Genomic DNA, 14,808 nt, shown 5'->3' with positions numbered 1-14,808 from the left:
GGGTCCGCCGGGGATCCGGTCCGCCGGTGCCCTGCGAGGGGCCGGTCCCGGGAACGGGCCCGCTGTGTGTGCTTCCGGCACCGCAGCGGGTCATGTGGCGTGCCGGGGCGGGGAGTTCCCCGCCGCGCTCCCGGTGCTCCGGGGACCGGACGCGAGACCGACCAGGCGTACCCGGCGCCGGACATGGAAAGGCCCGGTCGCTGGCGACGGGGGATGCACCAGCGACCGGGCTCCTAGAACGGTAACAAGAGATCGGCCGTTCGCAAATTCGATCGCGCGGATCCGAGGGGGAATTTACTGCTCGGTAGAAGCTGGTGTGACAGGAATCACTCCTACCGCAGCGGTTGCCATCTCAGGTCAGCTGAGCGTGACTTGACGGTTCGTGAGGCCGCCGCGGGCCCGGCGCTCCTCCGGGCTCAGCGGATCCGTCGCGCCGAGCACCTCACCGAGCCGCTCGGCGAACGCCGCCGCCGGCTTCTCGGTGTCGTCGGCGCTCATGCCGCGCGGCAGGTCCCACACCGGGACCAGCAGACCGTGCGCCCGGAAGGAGCCGACGAGCCGGGTGCCCTCGCCGAGCGAGGAGGTACCCGCGGCGTGCAGCCGTGCCAGCGCGTCGAGCAGCTGCTCCTCGGGGTGGGGCATCACCCACCGCAGATGGTTCTTCTCCGGTGTCTCGCACCAGTACGCGGCGTCGACGCCGGACAGCCGGACGGTCGGGATGGCCGCCTCGTTCGCCCGCTCCAGGGAGGCGGCCACCTCCGGAGTGGTGTTCGAGGCGTCCTCCAGCCAGAACTCGAACCCGTCGTGGATCACCGGCGTGAACGGAGCCCCGGTGTCCAGCAGGTCCTGCAGGCGCGGTCCGCCGGCCGGCACCCGCTCGGCGGCGATCGGGCTGCCCGGCGTGGCGGTCAGGGCGCGGCCGAGCACATCCGCCAGATCGCGGCTGATGTCACCGGAGGCGGTGTCGTTCTGGAGCGCCAGGAGGACGGCGCCGGTGTCCCGGCGCAGCGCGGGCCAGGCCATCGGCAGGACGGTCGCCAGGGTCACCGAGGGCACGCCGTCGGGCAGCGGCTCCTTGAGCCGCAGCTCGGCCGTCGCCGCCGGGACCAGTTCGCGCAGGGCCACCCAGTCGCACTCACCCGGCAGCCCCTCGAAGGGCCGCTGGACGAGTTCGGTCACGGCTTGGGCGGCGGCCCGTCCGTGGCAGGCCTTGTAGCGGCGGCCCGAGCCGCAGGGGCAGGGTTCGCGGGCGCCGACGACGGGGATGTCGGCATCGGCGACGGCCGCCGGGCGGACGCCGGAGCCCCGCGCGGAGGACGACTTGCCGGCCTTGGTCTGAGGTCGCTTCTTCGCCATGGCGTGGCTTTCTCCCGGGTGCGGCGGTAGGTCTTGGCCGCCGAGCCTAGCCTCTCGCAGGGGCTCCGCCCGCCGAACGCGGAGGGCCGGCGGCGTGGCCTGCGTCGGCCGGGGCGGCGAGCGCCGGGCGGGAAGCGGACGGCGGAGCCGGTCCTCGGCAGGCCGCCGCGGAAGGAGGAGCCCGGCCGGACACGCAACGGGTGCCGCACGGCCTCGGCGAGGGGAGCGGCCGCGAAACGTGCCGCCCGGCTGCGTGCACTGCGGCTGTACGGGTCCGTGCCCCCAGCCCCGGGGCGCGCCCGGCTGCCGTGCGCCGGTGCTCGGTGCGGCCGCGTGCCCGTCAGGCCAGATCGTCCAGCAGATCGGCGACCTCGAGCCCGGGCAGCGCGCCCAGGTCCAGCCGGTCACCGAGGCCGTTCCCGCGGTTCCGCGTCACCGGGGCGAAGCGGGCCCAGACGGTCACCTCACCGCTCATCTCGTCCCGGACCCCCCAGTCCTGGGCGAGGGATCTGATGATGTTGAGCCCGCGGCCGCCGCGGGCCGTTACGGACGGAGTGGCCGGAAGTGGTCGGGTCGGACCGCCCCCGTCTGTCACCTCAACGGTCAAACGCCCGAATTCGTCCACCCGCCAGGCCGCGCGCACCGCTTCGCCCTCGCCGCAGCCCGGAAGCCCGGTCCGCAGGGGCCTGCCGTGGCGGCAGGCGTTGCTGAGGAGCTCCGACAGGACCAGGACCGCATCGTCGACGACTCCCTCGGGAACGCCGCTCATGCCCAGTCCCTCGCGCATCCGGCGCCGTGCCATGCCCACGCCCGAAGGCCCATGGGGCACGGCCATGCTCGATGAAGTCGGCACTTCCTGTGCCACCACCAACGCCACCCCCGAGACCTCCTTCGCCCCACGCCAGAGGATGGATGCCCTCCCCCGGTGGGCCGGAAACCGGCCATAAGCGATCCGGTGGCGCACTCCGCGCGATCGACGACGTACTGAACGCGCCGGTGCGCTCCCCACCGGGGAATTCAGCCGTTCCGGGGGCCGTCCGCGCGCCCGAGTTGTGACAGAACTCTCCCGGGCCGGTTGGTGATGATGGCGTCCACGCCGAGGCTCACGCACCGCTCGACGTCGGCGGGGTCGTCGACGGTCCAGACGTGGACCTCGTTGCCCGCCCGGTGCGCGCGGGCGACGTACTCGGGCTGGTTCCGCAGGATCCGCATGCTCGGCCCGGCGATCCGGGCCCCGGCGGGCAGCCGCCCGTCGCGCAGGCGCGGCGAGACGAACTGCATCAGGTAGACGGTGGGTATGCGGGGCGCTGCCACCCGGACGCGGTGCAGGGAACGGGCCGAGAAGCTCATCACCCGTACGGCTGAGTCCTCGCCCCGGGGCGGATCGGTCAGCCCGAACCGGCGGAGCAGGTCCAGCAGCCTCTCCTCGACCTGGCCGGCCCAGCGGGTCGGGTGCTTCGTCTCGATGGCGAGTTCGATCCGGCGGTCGGTGTCGCAGACAAGTTCGAGCAGGCGTTCGAGGGTGAGGACGGATGTGCGTTCCCAGTCCGGTGCCTCGTCCCGGTCCTTCCAGGAGCCGAAGTCGAGCGCGGCCAACTCGGAGAGCTCCAGCGCCGACACGGCTCCCCGGCCGTTGGACGTACGGTCCACCCGCCGGTCGTGGACGCAGACGAGGTGCCCGTCGGCGGTGAGCCGCACATCGCACTCCAGGGCGTCGGCGCCGTCCTCGATGGCTCTGCGGTACGCGGCCAGCGTGTGCTCCGGGGCCTCCTCCGAGGAGCCGCGGTGGGCGACGACAGCGGTGGTGGGGCCCCGGGCGGAGGCCGGGGCCGGGCGCATCGGTCACCGCGTTATGGTGCCACCCCTGCGGGCACACAGGGTGAACGGCCGCTGTCCGGAGACCCGGGCATCATGGAAGCCGTGCGTTATGTCCGGAAGGAAGGGCGGGCGGGTGAGCCGCCGCGCTTACAGCGCCCTGACACGCCGTGGGGAAAGCTGGTGGTGGACATGCAGCACTGTGGGCCGTGACTCGAGATTTTTCGCGCACCCAAGGAGAATGCCGTGAGCACCGAGAACGAGGGCGCCGCCGTTCCGCCGGGAACGGAGCGGCCGGCGCCGGGAGCGCCGCCCAGCCCGCCCTCCGCGCCGCCGCCCGGCCCGGAGGGTCCTTCCGGCGGGAGCGCGGCGCAGTCGGACTACCCGCTTCCGCGGCCCGAGCCCGGCGCGGCGGCGGGCGGTTGGCCGCCGGAGCAGCCGGCCGTACCGGAGCACCAGCCGGCTCCGGCAGACGGCCACGGCGCCGAGGGAGTGCGGGCCGGAGAGGGACAGCAGTACGGCGCTCCCGCCGACGGTGCCGGCCTCGCGGCGCACGGAGCGGCCCAGGGGCCGGGTGCGGGTGCGGGAAGCGCCGCCTGGCCTCCGCCGCCGCCCCTCCGGCGCTGCGGGCTGGGGCGCCCCGGGGCACGTACCCCCGCCGCCCGGTGTCGCGCCGGGTAAGCCGGGTAAGAAGGGCCGCGGCGGGCTGGTGGCGGCCGTACTCGCCGCCGCGCTGGTCGCGGGCGGTGTCGGCGGCGGCCTCGGCTTCTGGGCCGCCGAGCAGAACAACGGAGGCTCGACGACGGTCTCGGCCCCCGGCGACCCGGACGTTCTCGACCGTGCCCCGGACTCCGTCGCCGGAATAGCGCAGCGTGCGCTCCCCAGCGTCGTCACGCTGAACGCCCAGGGCGGCGGTCAGGAGGCCGAGGGCGGCACCGGCACCGGCTTCGTCTACGACAAGGAAGGCCACATCCTCACCAACAACCACGTGGTGGCCTCCGCGGCGGAAGGCGGCAAGCTCACCGCCACCTTCTCCAACGGCAAGGAGTACCAGGCCGAGATCGTCGGCCGCGCCGAGGGCTATGACGTGGCCGTGATCAAACTCAAGAACGCCTCGGACGCGGATCTCAAGCCGCTGCCGCTGGGGGACTCGGACAAGAAGGTCGCGGTCGGCGACGCCACGATCGCCATCGGCGCTCCCTTCGGCCTCTCCGGGACCGTGACCACGGGCATCGTCAGCGCCAAGAACCGCCCGGTCGCCTCCAGCGACGGCGGCAGCAGCAACGCCTCGTACATGAGCGCCCTGCAGACCGACGCGTCGATCAACCCGGGCAACTCCGGCGGCCCGCTGCTCAACGCCCAGGGCGCCGTGATCGGCATCAACTCGGCGATCCAGTCGGCGGGTGGCGGGGGCTTCGGCGAATCGCAGGCCGGCAGCATCGGCCTGGGCTTCGCCATCCCGATCAACCAGGCCAAGCGCGTCGCCGAAAACCTCATCGAGACCGGGGAGCCCATCTACCCGGTGATCGGCGTCCAGGTCGACATGCGGCAGCAGAGCGAGGGCGCCCGCATCCCCGAAACCGGCCAGGGCGGCAGCGATCCGATCACCGAGGGCGGACCGGCCGACAAGGCGGGCCTGAAGCCCGGCGACGTCATCACCAAGCTGGACGACACCGTCATCGACAGCGGCCCGACCCTGATCAGCGAGATCTGGACCCACGAGCCGGGCGAGACCGTGAAGATCACCTACGAGCGCGACGGCAAGGAGACCACGGTCGACGTCACCCTGGGCCAGCGCAAGGGCGACTGACCGGGAGCCCACCGGACGCTCCCCGACACCGACCCCGGCCGATACGGCTGAGCCCGGGGCACGGGAGCCAGGCCGGCAACTCAAGCACCACCCTCGGGGCCCTCCCCGCCACGAACGGCGAGGAGGGCCCCGAACGCACCACACCCCGGCCCGGGGCCGGCGCGGGAAAGGGTTACCCGAGCGGCCTGCGGGGATGGTCCTGAAAGCCGTAGTGGGCATCTCGTCCAGCCCACGACTGCGGAGACCACCCGCTCGACGGCACGGTCATCCGCCTGAGCAAGGCGTGCCGCTTCCTCAACTGCCCCCAGGGAAGCGATCGTGCCGCTTAGCATGGGGACGCCTGCCCGTGGCGCCGAGCGGCCGGAAGCACAGTCTCCGAGGTCACGGCCGAGGGACGGACCAAGAGCCCTACGGCTGGGCCCGCCAGGTAGGCTGTAGGTGCTTCCGCCGCAGGTGGGCGGGGGCGAGGGAGGGTTGCCCGAGCGGCCTAAGGGAACGGTCTTGAAAACCGTCGTGGTGGCGACACCACCGTGGGTTCAAATCCCACACCCTCCGCGCAGGTCATAGACGTTGCAGGTCAGAGAGGGTGTCCCGTCCACCGGGGCACCCTCTCTGCGTTCACCTTGTCTCACCCTGAATCGCCGGTATCCCAACTCTGACCAGCGCGTGCGGCCAACCTGCGGCCAGGTGTCGGGACGGCGTACCGGCCAAGGGCTGCTACTGATCACGCACACATGTGCGGTCTATCGAAGCGTCCGGCTAGTAGCTACGTTTGGAACGTCTCGTCTTCTTCGTAGGGGGAGGGACCGGCCTGACTGGGCGGCTTGCTCAGCTCGGGAGGCCGGTTCTACACCGAAAGGAGGGAGACATGGCCGACGAACCGTCGACCAAGCGGGCGAAGATCCTTCGGGAACTTGCTGCACGGGTAGCGGTAGCCCTGAGCGTTCGCGCTCTGTGGGCTGTCATTGTGGAGCTTGTTCGCGGCGGCGATCTCTGACCGCACCGGCGCGGCGGGCCCCCCTTCCCACGCGCCGGACCAGTGAGGATGACGACTCACGCTCTTTCGGCGCCGCTATCGTGTTCTGCCAGACCCTGCTCAATTAGAGCGTTCATCCTGTCCTCCTCACCGTCCAACACCTTGGCGTAGTAGCGCTGGAGTACAGCGACGCTCTGTCCCGCGCGGCGGGCAGTCTCGGCCAGGCTCACCCCGGAGCGGAGCCAGAACGACACGCACGCGTGCCGCAGGTCGTACGGGATGGCGGCCAGCGGAGAAGCGACCTGCGCGGGCGTGAGCGCCTTCCGGCGGGCCTCCTTCCACACCGCGCCGTACTCCTGCGACCGGACCGGACCGCCACGCACGGCGCTGAACAGCCGGTCGTCGGCCGTAGCCCCGATGGCTTCGAGGTGCTCGCGCAGGATGCCAACCAGTACGGGCGGGATGGGCACGGGACGGACCGCACGACGGGCACGGTGCTTCAACTGCCGTTCCTCGTACGGCTTGCCGTCATCGGTCCAGGCCGAGCCCACCTGGGGCCGGGCGCCGGCCAGCATGAGCCTGCCCCATCCCTCCGAGGGCAGGTCGCACTGTTCGGCGCTGAGCATGGACACTTCTTCCGGGCGCATCGCGGCGTAGTAGATGCACGCGAAGAACCCGACCAGATGGGCACCGCGGGGACCCTGCGCGCGGACGGCCTCCAGCAGCACCCGAGCCTGCGTCGGTGTGGCGACGCTGCGCACGTCCAGCTCTTCCACTGCTTTGGGTGTCTCCCAGTGGACCCGGTGCAGCGGGTTGCCGGGCAGCAGCTCGTGCTCGACGGCCAGGCGCAGGCAGTTACTGAGCACCGCACGGCGGCGCCGGAACGTGTTGGCGGCGGCTGGCTTGCCGTCCTGCCGCTGGGCCAGGTGCTCCAGCACCGTGCGCACGCGTCTGGGGTTGTCCAGGTCGATGACGGCCGGCGCGTTGCGTTCCACCCATGTCAGCGCCTTACTCTCCGCCTCCGGCGGTTCCTGGCCGTGGCGTCCGGCGTTGAACGCCCATTGGTAGAGCGCCCGCCGCAAGAGGTCGTCCGCCGGACGGCCCTTCCCCGTCGGGCACAGAGCCATCGTGGCAATGGTGAGGCTCTCCGCGATGCTCGCGCGGTGCTTTGCCGCTGCGGTTGGCCACTTCCGTGCGGCGTGCTCACGGGCGTGGGCGTACCAGCTCGTGCGGTTCCGCTCGCGCACCTCAGACACGGGAAGCCCGGTCTCCGTGTCGAACGGCTCGCCTTTGCGCGTCGCGGTCAGCAACTCCGCGCGGCGAGCATCCGCGAGCGTCTTCGTGGCGAACTTCTCCTGATGCTCTGTCCCGTCCACCTGCCAACGGAGCTGGAACGGAGCGGCCTTGCTCGGACGCTTTCGGACGCTCCAAATGCGCACGTCGTAGCTGTGCATTGCTCTCCTTCACGATGAAGGGACCCCGCCGTTCGGCGGGGTCCCTTCGGGGCGGTCGTGGATCAGGCAGACATCTCGTGCTTGGCCCACCACGCGTCCAAGTCGCTGCGGCGGCATCGGAGCTGCCCGTTGGGCAGCTTGATCAGCTTGGGGGCCTTGCCGCGGGCGCGCAGGCGGTAGAAGGCGGCGCGGCTCATCTCGATCTCTTCGAGCACTTCGCGGAGCTTGAGCTTTTCGGTGCTGGCCACGGGGCGTCTCCTTCGCAGGGAGGTGGATCCGGCGTGTTGGGTGCGCATTGCTGTGGTTCGCGGCCCTCGACGCCTCAGGGCGTCTTGGGCGGTCGGGGTCGCGTCTGTCCGAGGTGCGGATTTCTGCGTCATTGCGTCATCAGCGTCATTCGCGCTTCTGACCTGCGGTTTTGCGTGACGCAGTGGTTTGGGGGTGCGTCATTGGCGCGTCATGGGCTGCGTCATCCGGTGACGCAGATGACGCAGAATGACGCAGGGACGGCCGTCTGCGTCATGCCTCTAGCCGCAGGTCAGGGGCCGTTTTTCCGGCCTGCATGACGCAGATGACGCAGCGTCTCCCCTCTTAGGACAAAAGAAGGGGGTGGTGTCTGTTGTGGTGCGGGTGCTGCTTCGAGCGTGAAGAAGGAGCCGCTGCGCGGCGCGACCTTCGGGCGGCGTTCCGCCGAACAGCAAGAAGAGCACGCGTCGCCGGGTGCTCTTCTTGCTTGTCCGGTCGAGCACGCGGGGCGCGGGTCAGAACATCCGCTTCGGCTCGCGCGGTGGCGGGTCTTTCGGGCGGGTCATTTCGAGGTAGCGGCCTTCGCTGGTGCGGCCGGAGTCGATGAGGACACCGCGGGCGGCCAGGGTGGGCTGGAGGCGCTTGAGGCGGTCGGAGAGGACCTTGCCCGTGGTGGGCCACCCTTTGGGCAGGGGACGGAAGTCCTCGCCCGTGTAGAGGCGGCTGAGGCAGTGCAGCCACTCGGTGGAGGTCATCCGCTGCTCCGCGCCCGGTCCAAGGGTCTCGGCGTGCCGGAGGACGGTCTGCGCGAGCAAGTCGCCCTCGATCACGTCGTCGTTGAGGTCGTCCAGGCTCCGCCGGTAGGCGTCGAGAGCTCCCAGGCCCGTTGCCGCGTCGAGTTGCGCGCACAGGTGCGCGAAGTCCGCCATCCGCAGGTCGGTGGGGGTCTCCGCTTCAGCCGCGCGGACCTTGACGGTGAGGTCGAGCAGGGACCCGAGAATGGCCGGCAGGGCTTCTGCGTACTCCGCCCATAGCTCTGCCTCGGTGCGGCGGATGCGGGGGCGCTCCAGTCGCAGGGGCAGGAGGCGTTCGGCGAGGTCGGGCCGGATGACGCCGACGTCGATGCCGGTGAGCAGCATGGGGCGGCGGTAGCGGGCTCGGACGACGTCGCCGTCGGTGTACAGGGCGCGTTTGACGTTCTCGGCGCCGGTGACGATGCAGCACATGGCGTCGGAGAGGTCCGGGGTCATGTGGGAGAGGTTGTCCAGGGCGGTGACCCATCCGGCGGCCACGGCCGCGATCAGGTTCTCTTCATCCTTCGGCGCCCGCCGCAGGTCGCCGCTCATGCCCTCAATGATCCGCACGAGCATCCGCCCACCGGTGGACTTCCCCGCACCCTGCGGGCCGGTGAGGAACGGAGCAGGCACCGGCACCGACGGCCCGAGACAACCGATCAGCCAGGCGACGGCCAGGCACTCGGTCTCCGTGCCCGCGAAGTTGCACAGCCTCAACAGCAGATCGATGCCCTTACCCTCGGTGTCCTTGGCCGGCAGGGGCAGTTCGCCGGTGAGCTGGGTGCGCCGCCAGCACACCTCCCGCGGGTCCGGAGTGACGATGTCCCAGCCGGTGGGGTGGATACGGACCGACTGCCCGTCGCTGCGTCCCAGGTCCAGCCACGTCGCCCCGTCGAACCCGGGAGCAACGCGGATGTGAACGGGCTGCACCTCCTCCGCCAGCGCCAGGGCTTCGATCAAGTCCAGCGCTTCCTTCAGGGCGGTGCCGTTGAACACGCCCAGTCCGTCGCGGAAGAGGCCGACCATGAGTTCCTGGCGGTGGCTGCCCGTCGTGCCCTGGGAGCGGATCGGGCGGGCCACGGGATGGCCGTTCTTCTGCGCGTACACGGTCCCATCCGCGGTGCGGAAGTACCGGAAATGCGCCTGCGCGTAGTCGGTGATGACCTCACGCGCCGGGGTCTTGTCGTCATCAGACATGGTCACAGTCCCAACCGGTTGCGAGCGTTCGTCCACGCATCCGCGCAGTGCCGGGGCGATTCGCCCTTGGCCTGCGCGGCGGTGAACAGCCGGGTCATGTGGGCATCGGTGAGGCAGCCGCACCGGCCATGCGTGGACAACACGGCCAGGAACGTCCGGTACACGGTCGCGTGCACCGCACTGCGGGCCTCGGCGATGCGCTGCTCCGCCATGGCGAGGCCACCCTCCAGATAGGCGGGCGTGCGGTGAGGACACGCACCGCCCCCGGCTCCTGCGGGCACGGCGGCGGCGTGCAGTGCCGGCCGGACCGTGGGGGGCTCCTTCACCGGCAGCGCGCGGACGGTCTCCGGGAGGTCGGTCATGGTGCCGGTTCCGGGGCCGAGATAGCGGGCGTAGGACATGGTCGACTTGATGTCGACGCCGGGCCGTACGGCGTTGGCCGACTGCATGGCGCCCCGGTAGATCCAGTGCTCACCGCGCGTCGTCTCCACGGTCCGTGTGCCGAGCAGAGTCTCGCGGGCCCAGTCGACGGCCGCCGCGTCGTCCAGGTCCACCACGGTCAGCCCGGCGGCTCCGGGGTGGTAGGCGACGGTCACGGCCCGCCGCCATGCGGCCCTCCACGCCGGGGAGGTGAGCACGGCCGGGTCGGTGGTGGCGGCGGCCCACGCGTGGCAGACATCCGGGCACTGGCACGGGCCCGCGCTCTTCATGTTCGGCCGGCCGCCGCACGCGTTGTGCGCGCAGGCGGGGCAGTTGCCGAACGGCCTCTTGCCCGCGGGCAGGGGTAGCACCGGCACACCGGTAGCGGCCAGCGTCAGCGCCGCCCGCAGGTGTGCGGGCATGAGGCTCATGCCGCAACCTCCAGCTCGGCGGCGAGGGTGGCGAGGTAGGCGCGGCCGATGTACTCGGTGTAGGCGGGCGGGAGCGCTTCCCGCAGCCGCAAGTGATCGGTCGACCAGTCGATGCCCTTCGCGGCGCGGATCTCCTCCACGGTGGCCTTGCCTCCACCGGCGCCGTAGGCAGCGACGTACGGGCCGTTGCGGTAGACGCCGTGCCGCCAGCCGCGCACGTAGCCCCGGTGCCGGGGATGGGCCAGCTGCGCGGTGGTCCAGCCGCCCAACTCGAAGTAGCGGTGCATGAGCACGCCCAGGCCGAACATCTCTCCGCACAAGCGCAGGTCCTTGCGGACCTCGGAGCCGGCCACGTTCTCGATCACGTACGGCCGCCCCGTCGCCTCCAGCGCGGCCCGGGTCGGGGCGATGAGCCGGGGATAAGTCCGGCCGATGGCCGCGTTGCGCGCACGGTTGGTGCCCTTGGTCGGGGCACCCTCCCCCTGGCAGGGCGGAGAGGCGTGGATGAAGTCGAATTCGTGGCCGTGCGCGCGGATGAACTCGATCGCGTCGCCCTGGTGGAAGACGTCGCCGCAGTAGTCCGGCTGCGCCTGGATGTCGACGCCGGTGACGTGCGCGCCGGGGATGGCGCGCTTGATGCCTTTGGTGGCTCCGCCGATGCACGAGTAGGCGTCCAGCACCCGGAAGGGGCGGAACGTGTCCGGCGCTCGCCGGATGACGGTGGGTTGCGTCATGCTGGGAAACCTCCACAGGTCAGATGAGTGGCCAGGTGGGCAAGGGCGGCCCCGCATTCATTGGCGTGAGAGGGGGGCCGCCCTTGGCGTAGCTAGGCCGCGTCGAGGAGGGGCTGTTGCCAGGGCGGCAGGCCGGCCAGGACGCGGGTACGCCAGCGCATGGCGTAGTCGATGCAGTTGGCGCAGTTTTTGTGGGTGTGGCCGGGCAGTGGGGGCCGTCGGCGGGCGTGGTAGCTCCAGGCGGCGGAGTCGGCGGAGGCGAGCAGGTGCCCGACCCGTTCCAGGCCGAGGGTTTTGAAGCCGAAGCCGTGGAGCTTGAGCCTGCGGGCGGCCATGGCGGTGACGATCGCTGCTCCTTGGTGGGTGGATTGCAGGCGGCAGACGGAGCCGAGTCCGACGGTGGGTTCGCGGGTCAGGTCGACCCCGGCCCGTTCGTACAGTTCGGCGCACCGTTCGTAGTCCGCGATCGTGCGGCCCTGGAGGACGGGGGCTATGCGCAGGTCGGGGGCGAGGGAGCGCAGTTCGAGGAAGTTGGCGACGGTGCGTCGCTGGTGTTCGGGGACGCTGAGGTGGGTGCCGGTGAAGGTGAGGGGTCCGGCCGTGCCGCCGTGGATGATGAGGTCTTCGCACATCCAGTCCTGTGGGGCGGCCCAGTCGTAGGGGCCGACGTGCTCCCAGATGCGCCGCAGGTCGTCGATGTATTGGCGGGGGGTGCGGGTCCAGCGGCCGTGCCGCTGGAGCTCCGAGAATCCGCCGGAGTCGACGGCGTAGGGGCCGCGCGCCTCATCGAGCTTGACCGCGTTGGTGAAGTGCTCGGACTTCAAGAACAACGGCACGTCGGTCAGCCGCACCCAATGTCGCTTGTGCGTGGTCAGGTAGAACCGCAACGTGCCCTCCTCAGCCGTGGAAGTGGTTGCGCTTGAAGACCGCCCGGCGGATGTTGACCGTGGTTCCGTCGCCGTGGCGGCCGGGGCCGAGGACGCGGACGGCGATGGCGCCGCCGAAGATGACGGCGGCCAGGGTGATGAGCTGGGTGACGAGCGTGGCCAGGGCGGTGATGAAGGTGGTGAGCATCAGCAGTCCGCCACAGACCGAGAGGAAGCCGACGCCGCCGAGGGCGACGTTCACCGCCCCACGGGAGACGACCGGCGCCGGGGCGGCTCGTTCGGGCCGGGTGGGTTCGACGGCGTAGCCGGTGACGACCCGGCCGTCGGGCAGGACGACGCTCGCGACGGCCGGCACGGCGTGCGGCTGGGCGGGGACGACCGAGGCGGCCGGTGGGTGCAGGGTGATGGGTTGCGGCTGGTGGACTTTGATGGCCGTGGGCTGTTCGGGGTGGTCCACGGGTGATCCCTCCGGGATGGCGGCGGGCCCGCGCCACGGTGGTGGCGCGGGCCCGTGCGTCAGGGGGTGTCAGAGGACGGCGTCAGGAGCGCGTGACACCGCGTCTGCCTAGGGGTTTGGGTGTCAGGCGGCCGTGACGGTGTCAGGTGTCAGGCGGCCGTCAGGATGGGGACGATGCGCCACCGGCCGGTGGTGTTCGTCGGCTCCAGGCGGCCCTCCAGGGCGGCCTCCTTGAGTCGCGCGGAGACCCACGGGCGGGAGAGGTTGTTCCGGTCGCACCAGTCCATGAAGTCCTTGGGTCCGACGACCATGTGCCCGGCCCGCTCGAACTCCTCCAGTGCCTGAGCGAACAGGCGCCGGGCCTCTTCCGGCGACGGTTTGCGGCTGGTCTCCTGTCCGAAGATCGGGGCGTCGTCGCCCGGTTCGTCGTCGGGGAGTTCGGCTTCGGGGTCGATGTCGGCGTCCTTGGGGTCGACCAGCGGCCCGTACCCGGTGTCGTCCATGTCGTCCTCGTCGGTGGTGGCGTGGGCGGTGGGTGTGTCGCCAGGGGTGGGGCGGCCGGTGTAGGCGTTTCCGGCGACGCTGGAGGCGGCGCCGGCGGTGACGGGGTCGGCGGTGGCGCCGTTGCGCTGGGCCCAGTCGGCGAGGACTTCCATGCGGGAGACGGCGTCGGGGCCGAATCCCCAGGTGCGGCCCGGTGAGGCGTAGCGGGTCTCATCGATGCCGGGGGTGACGAGGTAGCAGTAGCCGGGGCGGCGGTTGCCCCAGGCGCCGGGGTGGGCGCCCGCGTCCAGCACGGTGTCCGGCAGGGAGAACGACTCATCCCGCGGGTCGCAGCCGAGCGCGATCACGGACGGCAGGGAGGCACGGGTGCTGGTGGACATCTGGTCGTAGGACGGCCGCTGGAGGGACACGATCAGCGAGACGCCGGCGGACCGGGCTTCCTGGGCGATGCCGGTGAACGCGTCGTCTCCGAGGTTGCGCAGCGTGCTGGCGGCCTCTTCCATCCAGGCCACCAGGTACGGCATCCCCACGCAGCCGCAGGCCCGGCCGTCGGTGCGGCAGGTGTGCTGGGGGTCGTTCTGCACCTGGGCAGCCGCGGGGATCCACTGGCGGTAGTGGTGCTGGCCCAGCCAGCGGGTGCGGGCGGGGATGACGGCCTGGATCGCTTCCACCATGACTTCGGTGGGGGTGCCGCCCTCGGCGGCCCAGTCGATGCCGGGCAGCAGCGGCCGGAAGTCCTGGAACATCTTCGGATCCGACAGCCACAGCAGCACATCCCGCCGGGACAGAATCTCCGTTTGCAGGTTGAGGGCGGTCTCGCCCTTGCCCGACCCGGTGCCGCCTGCGATGAGCACGTGGGTGCCGTTGCGGCTGGCGTCCGGGTCGCCGGGCAGCCACAGGAACATCGGGGAGCCGTCGTCGTAGCGGCCGATCACCAGGGGATCGGCGATCGAGCCGCCCAGGTTCGACGGACCCTCCCAGTACGCGGCCTCAGCGAGCATGTCCTCGGGCACGATGACCAGTTCGCCGCGGCGGGAGGAGTCGGGGGCGGGCTGGTAGCGCACGGCGGAGGTGGGCAGGTCCAGGGCGGAGGCGATCCGGCTCAGGGCCTTGCTCACGTCGTCGTTGGTCTGCTCACCGGCCTCCACCGCGAGCGGGGCGGTGACCCGGTTGGGCTCCACCTTGGCGTTGCCGATCTGCGCCCGCGCCAGGCCGACCTTCTCCAGCAGGCCCTTGTCGCCGCTCTCTGCGGTGGGGGCGTCGTTGCGGCGCAGGATCATCCGGATGTTCCAGGACAGCGCCACCGCTGGGGCGCCCATCAGGTACAGGTCGGGGAGCGGGCCCGCGGTGGGCCCGGCCAGGCACGCGGCCGTGGTCCACGCGGATGCGGCGGCCACGGTGATGGCGGAGTGGAGGCGCCGCTGGGGGGTGGTGGACTTGCCCATCCACCAAGTGGCGCCGGTGAGCCCGACGGAGGCGAGGGTCAGGCCGACCCCGGCCGCCGCGCTCTCGGACCACTGGAGGCTGCCCAGCCCGCCGGCGATCCCGATACCAGCGGCGGCCACCCACGGCGGCAGATGAGGCATGGCCCGCTGCACGAGGTAGGCGCCCACGCCACCACTGGCGGACTGGCCGGGAAGGAGACCGATACCGGAGTAGGCGCCACCGGCCCGGCCGTCGCCGAGAACGTCGGTGTGCCGCAGACGGTTGCTGCTGTTCCTTGCCAT

Annotated in this window: 12 protein-coding genes, 1 tRNA gene and 1 pseudogene; 3 read left to right on the top strand and 11 right to left on the bottom strand. The window is 71.5% G+C overall.

Going from position 1 to position 14,808, the window contains the following annotated elements; translation table 11 throughout:
- Positions 1-357: 357 nt before the first annotated feature.
- The 3 genes from E4N63_RS15630 to E4N63_RS15620 form a co-directional block, all read right to left on the bottom strand.
- Positions 358-1,356: a DUF5926 family protein gene (locus tag E4N63_RS15630; protein WP_230240982.1), complete on the bottom strand. Its 999-nt coding sequence runs from the start codon at positions 1,354-1,356 to the stop codon at positions 358-360.
- Positions 1,357-1,696: 340 nt separating this feature from the next.
- Positions 1,697-2,320, bottom strand: coding sequence for an ATP-binding protein (locus E4N63_RS15625; RefSeq protein ID WP_125622553.1), 624 nt, complete (start codon positions 2,318-2,320; stop codon positions 1,697-1,699).
- A 53-nt stretch (positions 2,321-2,373) separates the two neighbouring features.
- Positions 2,374-3,195: a glycerophosphodiester phosphodiesterase gene (locus tag E4N63_RS15620; RefSeq protein ID WP_230240981.1), complete on the bottom strand. Its 822-nt coding sequence runs from the start codon at positions 3,193-3,195 to the stop codon at positions 2,374-2,376.
- Between the two features lie 222 nt (positions 3,196-3,417).
- On the opposite strand from E4N63_RS15620, the pseudogene E4N63_RS15615 reads away from it, so the two are divergent.
- From E4N63_RS15615 to E4N63_RS30640, 3 genes and pseudogenes are all read left to right on the top strand, one after another.
- Positions 3,418-4,981, top strand: a pseudogene (locus tag E4N63_RS15615) (S1C family serine protease).
- A gap of 468 nt (positions 4,982-5,449) precedes the next feature.
- Positions 5,450-5,536: transfer RNA gene (locus tag E4N63_RS15610), tRNA-Ser, on the top strand.
- A 313-nt stretch (positions 5,537-5,849) separates the two neighbouring features.
- Positions 5,850-5,978 (top strand): hypothetical protein, encoded by a 129-nt coding sequence (locus E4N63_RS30640; RefSeq protein WP_268271014.1) that lies wholly within the window; start codon positions 5,850-5,852, stop codon positions 5,976-5,978.
- Positions 5,979-6,034: 56 nt separating this feature from the next.
- On the opposite strand, the gene E4N63_RS15605 is transcribed toward E4N63_RS30640, so the two are convergent.
- The 8 genes from E4N63_RS15605 to traB form a co-directional block, all read right to left on the bottom strand.
- Complete coding sequence (locus E4N63_RS15605) at positions 6,035-7,411, bottom strand: site-specific integrase (RefSeq protein WP_230240980.1); 1,377 nt, start codon at positions 7,409-7,411, stop codon at positions 6,035-6,037.
- A 62-nt stretch (positions 7,412-7,473) separates the two neighbouring features.
- A complete protein-coding gene (locus E4N63_RS15600) occupies positions 7,474-7,659 on the bottom strand; it encodes a helix-turn-helix domain-containing protein (protein ID WP_125626736.1) in 186 nt (61 codons plus the stop codon).
- A gap of 513 nt (positions 7,660-8,172) precedes the next feature.
- Complete coding sequence (locus tag E4N63_RS15595) at positions 8,173-9,648, bottom strand: ATP-binding protein (RefSeq protein ID WP_230240979.1); 1,476 nt, start codon at positions 9,646-9,648, stop codon at positions 8,173-8,175.
- Between the two features lie 2 nt (positions 9,649-9,650).
- Positions 9,651-10,490: a bifunctional DNA primase/polymerase gene (locus tag E4N63_RS15590; RefSeq protein ID WP_374112873.1), complete on the bottom strand. Its 840-nt coding sequence runs from the start codon at positions 10,488-10,490 to the stop codon at positions 9,651-9,653.
- A gap of 5 nt (positions 10,491-10,495) precedes the next feature.
- Positions 10,496-11,233, bottom strand: coding sequence for a DNA methylase (locus tag E4N63_RS15585; protein ID WP_230240977.1), 738 nt, complete (start codon positions 11,231-11,233; stop codon positions 10,496-10,498).
- 92 nt (positions 11,234-11,325) lie between these two features.
- Complete coding sequence (locus E4N63_RS15580) at positions 11,326-12,120, bottom strand: hypothetical protein (protein WP_230240976.1); 795 nt, start codon at positions 12,118-12,120, stop codon at positions 11,326-11,328.
- 10 nt (positions 12,121-12,130) lie between these two features.
- The gene (locus tag E4N63_RS15575) at positions 12,131-12,577 is read right to left on the bottom strand and encodes a hypothetical protein (protein ID WP_230240975.1); all 447 of its coding nucleotides are present in this window, start codon (positions 12,575-12,577) and stop codon (positions 12,131-12,133) included.
- Between the two features lie 149 nt (positions 12,578-12,726).
- Positions 12,727-14,808: a plasmid transfer protein TraB gene (traB, locus tag E4N63_RS15570; RefSeq protein WP_230240974.1), complete on the bottom strand. Its 2,082-nt coding sequence runs from the start codon at positions 14,806-14,808 to the stop codon at positions 12,727-12,729.

Origin of the sequence: Streptomyces sp. MNU89, from assembly GCF_020982505.1 — a bacterium.
GTDB classification, from domain to species: Bacteria; Actinomycetota; Actinomycetes; order Streptomycetales; family Streptomycetaceae; genus Streptomyces; species Streptomyces xinghaiensis.
This window is presented reverse-complemented; position numbering and strand designations above follow the sequence as displayed.